We start from the raw sequence: 9,992 nt of genomic DNA, 5'->3' as shown, positions 1-9,992 counted from the left end.
GCCGGAGGGACACCCACATCGGCAACGACACGAACAAACAGCTGTCCATCGACAGGGAGATCAACTGTCCGCAGAAAGGGACACCACCTGTCCGCCTACAAGGAGACTGGCATGTCCGCCGTCAATCGCCGCCGGCCAGCTTCCCGCCTACCGCAACGGACCACGCGTCATACGCCTCGACCCGCAGGACGTCGACAAACTCATGGTCCAAATCAAGACCATGGCCAGCTGACTACCCGGGGCACCGGCAGGCTTCTCCCGGCGAAGTGGGGCACTGCGTGCGGCGAGAGAAGGTCTGCTTGTAGGACTGAACATGGTGATGGGACAGGTTCACAGTGGCCATTTCTGGGCGTAGCCTGCGGTCATGAGCGGGTGGCTCACCATCGAGGTTCAGGACGGCGATATCTCTGCCGAGGGTTGGCGTCGTGGTCACGGGCGTTTCCTCATCGAAGCTGCGGTGACCAACGGGGCCATTGACTGGATCTGGCATGAACCACGGTGGGGAGTGATCTTGGAAGTGGAGTTCGCGGAGGAGACGGCGCGCAACGCGTTCCGACGACTTCCTGCAGTGACCGCCGCGCTCGACGCTGTCCCCGACCCTGTCCTCGGGCTGTATATCTATCCGGGTCGTGGTGGGGGCTCCACTGCGGGTCTGCCGCGCCGGCCTCGACCGGCACCGGCTCACGATGCCGCCGCTCTCGAGGAGCCATGCGAGGAACTACTCGACGTAACCGGTGAAGAACTCGACCCCGACACGCCTGCCCTGCTGGCGTGGCCCGTGGGACAACAGCGGTGACAAGAGAACGAGCATCCGCGGGCCGGCAGCCGGCGGAGTGCCGCGGGCGGTCGGGGCGAGCAGCGCACGGTTGTCCGCGGCTCGCACGCAAGCCGCAATGAGGACGCGTTAGGGTCCGACCATGCCGCAAGCCGCTCGCCCCAATAGGCAGACGGTGGCCTGGGCACTGGGAGCCATCAGGCTTCGGCGTCCTTGCATGAGGCCCGCGCCAGCCGTTCGACGAGGTCGTCCGCGATAGGTGCCTGCGGTGAAAAGGTGATCCCGGTCTTGGTCGCCTTCAAGCCGGCGGCCGCGAGCTCCTCGGCGTGCTCGGAGATGGCGCCCGGAAGGAGATATAGGCCGCACTGCTTGCTGAACGCCGCGTAACTCGCCACCACCGAGCCGCTGACCCTGAATCCTGGCATGTTGTAAGCCACGATCTCCTCCGCGTCCGGCAGGGCGCGGGCCAGCACGGCGCGCAACCGTGCCAGCACGGGCTGGAAGGCCTCGGGAGCCGCAGCAATGTACGCGTCGTGGTCGGCAATCTGGTCCATGGCTCGTCTACCTACTGATTCTTTCGCTTGCTGCTGTACGGCCGATTCTGCACCGTGGCGTGGGGCGCGCTCCCGACGGAGTCCCGCGCAGTGGTGCGGCTTGAGGTGATGCTCGTTGCCGACCGGTCGATCTTCTCGAGGGCGACGGTTCCAGTATCACTGGGCGGGTAGAGCTTAGACATGAAGCCTTCGGAGAGGCAGCGGCGTTCGTCGACCTGCCACCCGTCGTGGGTGTCGGCCGCAGACTCTGGACGGAACCCACCCGGCGCCGCGCGTTACCCGGCGGAGTGCCGCAACTGTTGCTGTCTCGGCGAAGGGCTGCGACGCCGGGCGGGATCCGCAATGTCAGGTATCAGGACCCGACAAGTGACGCGTACTCGGGGCAGCTAGCCTCGATGGCGGCAACTGCGACTCCTGCTGCGCCATCGCCGGTGAGTTGGAAGGCTTCCTCGAGCCACTGTCCGACGGTGGCCGCATCGCTGGACTCGATGCGACTGCAGACACCGCTTGCCAGCTCGTCCATCTTGGCGCTGTCGGTCATCCCGGCAGCTTTGGCGATTGCGTAGAACGCGATCTTCTCGCCAAGCGCCTCGCCGACGGATTCCATCGTGTCCGAGCCGGTTGTCGAGCCCGCGCCACCATCAGTAGCACTCGGAGCGGTGGTGGTCTCTGGACGACGGCGGCGTCGAAGTCGTCGCGCCTGTCGTCGGGCTGGCATCCTGCTGCGCGCCCACTGTCTCGGATGGCGCCGACGAAGAACAGCCAGCGACAGCGAGGACCAAGAGGGCGGCAGCCGCCGCGGTAAGTTTCATGGGGCGAGTCTGCTACACCGTGTCTGCATCGAATCCCGCAGGGTGACAACGGTCCCGCTGCGCTCCTCACCTCGAGCACAGGCGGCAGCTAAAGCTGAGTGACGGTGCAGACAACGACCGCGAGACTGGCAAGGCGACTGACCGTGCGTACCAGGTCGGCTCCCGGCGCTATGACGCGGGTACCAGCTCACAGAGCCGGCGCCCGCCCTGGCGAGTCGGTCGATCTCGCCCTCGCGGTCTGCCCTCTCGGCCCCCGTTAGGGCCGAGGGGATCAACGGGTCAGGTCAGGCTCGCTCGCCGGGCGGCGATATAGCGTTCCAGAGCGACGAAGCCCTCGCGCGCGACCTGTGAGTGGCCCGCTCCGATGTCAACAATTCGCGCCATCAGACCCATCAAGACACCGTGCGTCTCAGCTTCCCAGTCGTTGCGAATGCGGGTCCGCCCCTCGCCTACGAGCTGCGTGGTGCGCGTCGCGTTCCCGCGGAAGGCGCCGTCGAAATACTCCGTGACCACACGACCGGGCTCTGAGGCCGTGACCCGGGTGGAGAACCGTGCCGCGCCGGGCCGGTCGGCAGGCCCGCGCATGTTGACGCGGTAGTCGGTGATCGCCCCGACCTCGTTGGGCCGTCGGCCGTCACGAGTGCGCATGAGCACCTTCGGTGCCCGCCAACTGCTACGTCCGGCCGCCTCATCGGCGTACGCCCGTTCAATCTCCTCCGGCGTTGCATCAATGACGGCCTCGTCAATGATGTGGTACTTCACCATGGCACTCCCCTTCCATGAGATGCCTCCACCTTCGGAATAGCACCACCTCGCGGTACCGGCGGGAGGCTGTGTCCAACGAGACACGCAGTGGGAATGTGCGGCCGAGGTTGCCCTGCCCTCCCCCGAGTACGTCGGGGAAGCCGGGCTGGTCAGCTCCCGGCGGAATGCCCTATGTGCGGAGTTGCTCGGGGGGTTGGCCGGTGTGGTTCAACCGGATCGTGCTCGCAACCCGCCGGTCACGCTCGAGCCGGCGACGCTCCTGCCACTTTGAGGTTGCCACGGCAGCCGCGAAGGGCAGGTCCTCGCCTCCTGAACCACGGTCGGCAACTGCCGGCGAGCGGCTCACACCAGGGCCCCCTACGGTGAGAACGCCGGGGTGGGGCTGCCTCTCGAGGTGGACGCCCGAGGGGGCGATGTGCTGTGCATCGCGTTGCCCGTCTTGGCGGAGCCACCCAGGTGGACACTCGAAGTGGTGAGCGTGGAGCGGTGCGATGCTCAGGAGGCGCGTCATGTTCGGGTGGTTGTCGATCCCCGGGTTGCGTCGGGAACGCAGCATGCGTTGCGTGAAGGGTGGCGGGCGGAGGTCTTCTCCGCGTTCTGGGGCGTGCCGAGCGGCCCGGTCGGCTGGGTCGGGGCTCGGGTGCTGCCGTTTGTCGCTGCCCGGCTCTACGCGGTCGCGACTGCCGAGCTGGACCTGCAGCCCGAGGACGAGCTGCTCGACGTCGGATGCGGCGCAGGGATGCTCCTGGGCGATCACGCGACTGCGCAGCGCTTCGTCGCCGGCATCGACGCCTCCCCGATCCAGGTGGAGCTGGCGCGGGAGCGCTTGGCTGAGCGCATCGCGGCCGGGACGGCGCAGATCGTCCTGGGGGATGCCACGGCGTTGCCGTGGCCGGACGGCCGGTTCAGCGCTGTCGCATCTGTGAACTGCCTCAAGTTCCTCCCCGACCCCGACCAGGCGTTGCGGGAGATGCACCGGGTGCTACGACCCGGTGGGCGGATGGTGCACCTGACGGACCCGCCGACCACAGACCCCGAGAAGTCGGGCGAGGTCGACGCCTTCGGCATCCGGCAGTGAAGCGCAGATCAATCCCGGCAGATGATGCAGCAGGCCGGCTTCGTCGAGGTGTCAGTGACCCAACTCCCCGTGAAGTACCTCAAGCAGCAACTCGTCCGAGGCCACAAAGCAGCCATGAGTTCCCGCCACTGACGGCGGCGACCAAAATCGGCACGGAGTATCACCCCGACACCCCCCGTGACCAACAACCAGGACACGCCCAGCAGCCGGCGGTTAGACGCGCCCTGTCGCGGGATCACACTGTCGCGACTGCTGACACAGCTTGCCCTAGAACTGAACGTTCGAAGGGTCCTCCGTCATGATCGGACCATAGAGGCCATCTCGATGCGACTGGAGCGGATGGCGCGGACCCCGCATTGGGCTGGTGAGGATCGCACGGGAGCGTGCTCGAAGTCAGGCAGCGGCGGGGTACTGCGGACATGTCCGCTGGTAATCCTGGACGCCAAGATAGGTCGTCCACTCCGAGCGGGTCAGATTGCGGCCGGCGACCTCGCAGGCTGCCTTGACCAACGTCGCCGATCGCAGGTCCCAGAGCCTCATTCCGAAGGCGCTATTGAAGACCAGACGGTCCCCGTCTGGATCCAGCCAACCGGGCTGCATCCCTTCGAGGGCATCCCGCATGCCGTCGCCGATGGGATCGCCGAGCATCCGTCTTGACGGCAGATCGTAGAGCGCAACTGTCCAGTCTCCCGTGTTGACCGCGAACAAACCGGTGTCCGTCGTCTGCATGATCCAGATGTTCCCCCGCGATCCCGGCAGATGGCCCACGACCGCCAGGTCATCGTTGCGCACAGACAGGGCCCCCGCACCGTCCCCAGTGACTACGGAGCCGTCGGTTGCGACCTTCATGTTCACCTGCTCGCCGGTCAGATCGGGACGGTGCAGTGAACCGTCGGCCACGTCGTACCAGGCCGCTTTGTAAGTCACTTTCCACCCATCGTCGGTGGCGAGCACAACGAACACGCGCGACGCGTCGAACGAGAACGCGAGCGAGTTGACCCATGCCCCTTCCGGAAGCGTCAGGTGTTGAAGGGTTCGATCGCTCTCGCGGTCGACCACCCACAGATCACGGTCGTCATCAGGGTTGGGCACCACCATCCGGCGCCCGTCCTGCGACATTGCAGCTGGCCAGAGAGGGAACCTGAGGTCTTCGACCGTCAAGGGGTCCAGGTTGGTCACCAGCCTGTCGCCCGTGTCGTCACCCACTACCAGCTGGTCGCCCCACCAACTCGCATATGCACCTGGCAGTACCGCCCGCACCTCTCCCGACCCGAGGTCGCGCAGCAGGATGGGACCGGTGGAGGTCAGGTCGTCCTCGAAAGTCGCCGTGGGAATCAGCCCGCCTGATGAAGGCACATCAACCGCGTACTCGCTGCGTTCACCTATCGTCGCGATGATCGGTCCCGTGCCATCGATGCGCCACCTGGTGAACGCTGCGTCCTCGGCGCTGAACGTGATCAACTCCGTGCCGTCACGCAGGATGCCGATATCGGCCGGGTCACCCTGCTGAGGATCGAACCGACGGCCGGTCAGCTGGCCGTTCGCAGTCGATCGTTCCTCGAGGCCACCTTGGAGGTCCGCGCAGTAGAAGTGGCCGATTACAGCCGAGGCTGTTAAATATTGGCAGGGCCACAGGCGGCGGCTGACGTCGACCTGCCACACGAGCTCGCTGGTGCGCAGGTCTACGCCGACCAGCCTTTCGTCGCCCGCCGCGACCAACATCGATCCGGTCACGGCGAGACCATTGTGTCCAGCCTGTCCGGGCACCTCAATCGTGCGATCGACCCGCACCTCAGGCAGAGCTACGTGACGCAACTGCGGCCCGAGAGATCCCACCCAGAGCCCGCCGGCCTCGTCGAAGACCACCGCCGCCGTGTCCCGCTGCGCACGTGCGGCGGCAGGACGGTCGAGGGCGGAAACCGAGCCGACCTGGCGTCCCGACGCAGTGAACACCACCACCTCTCCGGCCGCGCCGCCTGCCACCGCAACGTAGGTGCCGTCCGGGCTGACGGCAACGTCGCCACCGCCACCAGCGGAAGGATGAAGGGGGCCCGCCAACCGCCGGCCCGAGGCGATGTCGTAGACCGACAGAGTCGTGCAGGCCTCCTGGTTGTCAACCTCATAGCGCTCCATTGACCCGCAGTCCTCTTCAACTGCGGTAGACGACAGCAGCGCGAGCGTCGAGCCATCGGCGCTGACACCGAACTCCGAGTTGTACGCATTGCGCTCGACACTGGGAGTATCGAAGTGTTCAGTGAGCTCGCCAGTCTCCAGGTTCAACAGACGCAGATCGTAGCCCCCGACGGCGACGACCGCGGTTGTATCGTTGCCGGGTATGACGGCGCCTTGAAGCAAGTCCGGCGCATCGACGATGGTCCGCCCTAGATAGCCGGGAGCTCCCGTGAACGTCCCCAGCAAGGCACCATAAGCTGCGGCATCCGGTTGGTTGCGGTAAGCCTCCAGTGCCAGCAGCGCGGCAGTTTCGCGGTCAGTCGCGCGCATGGCCAACGAGGTCTGGACCAGCGCGGTCTGCTCGCTTGCGGCACGGGCCGCAACCGCATCCCGCCCACGGTCGAGCGCGAGCATCCCGGAGGCGAGCGCCACCACCAGCAACGCGGTAGCCCCGATGAGGAGTCGTCGCAGACGCCGGTTGCTCATGACCTGTTCGACCTGCCGTCGCTCGAGGGCGCTGCGCTCCTGCTCTTCTAGCTCGTTCGAGGCGGTCAGGAAGGCAGTCTCCAACTCGCTCAGCTCCGCACCCTGGGCTCGCTGGCGCCACTCGCGCGCCACGTGGAGACGCGAACCTCGGTAGAGCTCGCTGTCTGGGCGTCCCAGGTCGTCCCATCCAGATGCTGCGCGGGCCAGATGACGCCAGATCCGTATGCCCTCGGCGTCTTCGTCCAGCCATCTGCGCAGCCGTGGCCAGGCCCGTATCAGCGCTTCGTGTGCCAGCTCGACAGTGCCTTGGCCTGAGGTCGCTAGCCGCGAGCGAACCAGCATCTCGACCACGCGGAGCCCCGGCTCGTCGAAGGTCGACCGGGGCACCCGGACCCGACTGGGGGTGCCCGACTCAATCGAACTGAGGCGCAGCATGATCGATCGCAGTCGCACACGATCTGCCTCATCCAGCGCTTGGTGCAGCCGTTCAGCCGTTCGGGCGACGGCACCACTGATCCCGCCGACGGACTCGTAGCCGGCAACAGTCAATACCCGTCCAGCACGAGCGCGCCAGGTCTCAGCTAGTGCATGCGACATCAGCGGTTGAGCACCCGGTTGGTCCTGCGCGTCGCGAACCACCAACTCGACCAGTCCCGGCTCGAGCGTGAGCCCGAATGCGTGGGCCGGCCCCTCGATCGCCTCACGAAGCGACTCACCATCGAGAGGACGCACCAGGTGAAGCCCGGGCTCGGCGAGGCCGGCGAACGCGGGCACGGTCGCTAGTCGCCCGACATAATCGCTGCGCAGCGAGGCCACCACCGGAGCGGCGTCGCATGAGCGACGTGCGAGCCACTGCAGCCACTCCTCCACGCGCCCGGTCCGCAGGGAATCCTCCAGTTGATCCACAGCGAGAACGGCTGGACCAGCGCATGCGGCCAGGGCGGCTTGCGCCGCCGGAATGGGGTCATCGGCTGGCATGCACAGGGCGACGTCGCGGCCTGACTCCCGGAGACTCGCGACGACCCCAGCCCGCAGGATGGAGGACTTGCCCACACCGGAGTCCCCGACGAGGACAACAACCTTCGCCTCGTCCAGCCGACGCACGATGCGGGCGACCGTCTCGGTCCGGCCGAAGAACATCTCGGCGTCCTCGACATCGTAGGCCTCCAGCCCCGGGTAGGGGCATTCGTCGTCACCGCGAACCGCAGAGCTCCGATGGAACTCCAGCAGCTCCGGGTCCTGACGCAGGATCGCGGACTCGAGGGCGACCAGTTCTGGACCCGGGTCGACCCCGAGTTGCCCGGCAAGCTCTGAGCGAGCCCGCCGCAATGTCGCCAGGGCATCCGCCTGACGATCGCTTCGGTACTGAGCCAGTGCGAGCAGTGCCCATCGTCGCTCCCGCCAGGGCTGCTCCTCGGCGAGCGCAAGCGCTCGGCCGACGGCGCGGTCGTGCTCCCCGCTTTCGAGTTGGACGGTGAGCAGTTCTTCCTCAGCGTTCAGCCGAGCCTGCTGCACTCCAGCAACCCATGCCCTGGCGGGTTCCCAATCGTCGAGTTCAGCCAACGGTCTGCCCCGCCACAACCCGAGCGCCTCGACCAGAGCCACTTCCGCCAAGTCGCGGCGTTCGAGGCGCCTTTCTCGTCGTGCTAGAGCGACGCCGCGTTCAAAGCGCATGAAATCTAGGTCGACCGCCCCTGGGTCAAGGACGTACCCGCTTCCGCTCGTGCGGATCGAGTCAGGCCCAAGTAGGCGCCTCAGCCGCGAGACGCAGCCCTGGACGACCTTCGTGGCCGATGCCGGAGGCTCATCGCCCCACAACGCATCGGCCAACGTCTCGGCAGACACCTCCACACCCGCCGAGATCGCGAGAGCGGCGAGGACGCGACGATCACGAGGGGCCAGAGACAACCCGTCTTCGACGCGCACCGAGCCGAGGACGTCGACCCGCATTTACTCAGTGTGAAGGCCGCCCGAAACCTGCGTCAACGCCTTCCGATACCGCACCGATACCAGCGCAGATCCGACTTGGTACCCCCCTCGCGACGGTGATGAGACCACCACCTCACGAAGGAGCAGGACCATGACCACCCAGCGAATCGGGACAACAATCTGCGCGATCGCCCTGACCGCAGCGACGTTCTCCCTGGCCGTCGCCTCGGCCACCACCGTGCCCACCCCGCAAACCGGCTACCCGAGCGCGGCAGCAGCGGCCGCCTCGACAAAGGACGGCTACGGCCTTCGCACCCCCGACGCCGTCGAGCACTGGACCGCCTCCCTGAACAAGAAGGCCGAGTCGGCAGGCTGCACACTGCCCCCGACCAAGGACGGCTACGGCCTTCGCACCCCCGACGCCATCGAGCACTGGACCGCCTCCCTGAACAAGAAGGCCGAGTTGGCAGCCGCTGCACACTCGCTCCGTTCAGGTACGTGAGGCCGGCGGGGGTCCCCCCGAAGATTCCTCCAGCACCAGACTGCCTCACAGGCCGAAGCGACGCCCGGTTGCCGGCGAACAGACGCACTTCGTCGGGTGCTCCCGACGGAGTCTGTCCGGCCGGATGGGCGACCCATTCCCAGCCACCGGACACGGATGACCACTCGGACCTGGAGGGTGAGCGCGCCGGATGGGCACTGGTCACGCCCGCCGGATCCGCGACTCGGTAAGTAGGCTCCAACCATGCCGCGATCAGAGCGGGCGGCAGGGGCCGGGTCAGGTGCTGCGGGTCCGCCCACCAGCACCCGCCTCATCGCGGTCTGGCTGGGCGCCTTGGTCATGGTCTTCGCGGTGTGGGTCAGTGGGCTGCTCGTTCCATACTTCGTCAACGACCTCCACCGACTGCCCCTGGAGGAAGTAGCTGGGGGGATGCACGACCCGAAGGACTTGTGGCCCTACGCCAGCGGTTCGATCCTTGGGGCAGTGCTGCGCCTGGCCCTGCTCACCATCGCGCTGCCGCTGACGCCCATCCTGGGCATTGGAAGCGCTGTCTTCGGCACCGGTCTGCTCCTGATTCCCAGCCGGCGGCAGCGACTCACGGCATCGGCCCGCACACTCACCGCCGCAGCGGTCGTCCTGGGGTTGACCATGGCGGCCGTCAGCCTCTCGCCATTCGGTTACGCCCTGACCGCATGGGCCTTGGACTGAAAGGCGGGATGACCCGCCTTCAGGATGCGACATTTCGAAGACGCGCGGCCGCCACGCCTGTCGGTCAACAGCCGGCGATAGGGGGCATGTGCGCGATGGTCCTTGATTGGGCGGATCAGTACCATGTGAGCACCATGTGGTGACACGATCTGGGCGCCACAGGACTGCTGGCCGGCTTTGGAAGCCCGCGATATTCACCGGTCGCGCTGTT

At 66.8% G+C, this 9,992-nt stretch carries 8 protein-coding genes; 4 read left to right on the top strand and 4 right to left on the bottom strand.

The genetic code is table 11. The features are described 5' to 3' along the window. Positions 1 to 364 precede the first annotated feature (364 nt). Positions 365 to 796, top strand: coding sequence for a hypothetical protein (locus GA707_RS20450; RefSeq protein ID WP_193315472.1), 432 nt, complete (start codon positions 365 to 367; stop codon positions 794 to 796). A gap of 176 nt (positions 797 to 972) precedes the next feature. Here the strand turns inward: GA707_RS20450 and GA707_RS20445 are convergent, their stop codons facing one another. From GA707_RS20445 to GA707_RS20435, 3 genes are all read right to left on the bottom strand, one after another. Continuing rightward, positions 973 to 1,329, bottom strand: coding sequence for an iron chaperone (locus GA707_RS20445; protein WP_152180296.1), 357 nt, complete (start codon positions 1,327 to 1,329; stop codon positions 973 to 975). Positions 1,330 to 1,681: 352 nt separating this feature from the next. Then, a complete protein-coding gene (locus GA707_RS20440) occupies positions 1,682 to 1,936 on the bottom strand; it encodes a hypothetical protein (protein ID WP_152180295.1) in 255 nt (84 codons plus the stop codon). Positions 1,937 to 2,420: 484 nt separating this feature from the next. Then, entirely contained in the window at positions 2,421 to 2,906 is a 486-nt protein-coding gene (locus tag GA707_RS20435; RefSeq protein WP_152180294.1) for a hypothetical protein, read from the bottom strand. A 472-nt stretch (positions 2,907 to 3,378) separates the two neighbouring features. Here GA707_RS20435 and GA707_RS20430 point away from each other — a divergent pair, with 472 nt between their 5' ends. Then, entirely contained in the window at positions 3,379 to 3,984 is a 606-nt protein-coding gene (locus tag GA707_RS20430; protein WP_193315471.1) for a class I SAM-dependent methyltransferase, read from the top strand. 393 nt (positions 3,985 to 4,377) lie between these two features. On the opposite strand, the gene GA707_RS20425 is transcribed toward GA707_RS20430, so the two are convergent. Then, complete coding sequence (locus GA707_RS20425) at positions 4,378 to 8,592, bottom strand: BTAD domain-containing putative transcriptional regulator (protein WP_152180292.1); 4,215 nt, start codon at positions 8,590 to 8,592, stop codon at positions 4,378 to 4,380. Positions 8,593 to 8,722: 130 nt separating this feature from the next. On the opposite strand from GA707_RS20425, the gene GA707_RS20420 reads away from it, so the two are divergent. Together GA707_RS20420 and GA707_RS20415 are read left to right on the top strand one after the other, a co-directional pair. Further along, positions 8,723 to 9,073, top strand: a complete 351-nt coding sequence (locus GA707_RS20420) for a hypothetical protein (RefSeq protein ID WP_152180291.1) — start codon at positions 8,723 to 8,725, stop codon at positions 9,071 to 9,073. Between the two features lie 243 nt (positions 9,074 to 9,316). After that, positions 9,317 to 9,781: a hypothetical protein gene (locus GA707_RS20415; RefSeq protein WP_152180290.1), complete on the top strand. Its 465-nt coding sequence runs from the start codon at positions 9,317 to 9,319 to the stop codon at positions 9,779 to 9,781. The last annotated feature ends 211 nt before the right edge of the window (positions 9,782 to 9,992 follow it).

The organism is Nostocoides sp. F2B08, assembly GCF_009184895.1.
Taxonomy (GTDB): domain Bacteria; phylum Actinomycetota; class Actinomycetes; order Actinomycetales; family Dermatophilaceae; genus F2B08.
Note: the sequence above shows the minus strand (reverse complement) of the source record. Positions and strands in the feature narration are given on the sequence as shown.

Bases quoted from the DNA above. Each gene is read 5' to 3' on its own strand.
- GA707_RS20425 (WP_152180292.1), bottom strand. From the start codon at position 8,592: ATGCGGGTCGACGTCCTCGGCTCGGTGCGCGTCGAAGACGGGTTGTCT.
- GA707_RS20450 (WP_193315472.1), top strand. From the start codon at position 365: ATGAGCGGGTGGCTCACCATCGAGGTTCAGGACGGCGATATCTCTGCC.
- GA707_RS20415 (WP_152180290.1), top strand. From the start codon at position 9,317: ATGCCGCGATCAGAGCGGGCGGCAGGGGCCGGGTCAGGTGCTGCGGGT.
- GA707_RS20445 (WP_152180296.1), bottom strand. From the start codon at position 1,329: ATGGACCAGATTGCCGACCACGACGCGTACATTGCTGCGGCTCCCGAG.
- GA707_RS20440 (WP_152180295.1), bottom strand. From the start codon at position 1,936: ATGGAATCCGTCGGCGAGGCGCTTGGCGAGAAGATCGCGTTCTACGCA.
- GA707_RS20435 (WP_152180294.1), bottom strand. From the start codon at position 2,906: ATGGTGAAGTACCACATCATTGACGAGGCCGTCATTGATGCAACGCCG.
- GA707_RS20420 (WP_152180291.1), top strand. From the start codon at position 8,723: ATGACCACCCAGCGAATCGGGACAACAATCTGCGCGATCGCCCTGACC.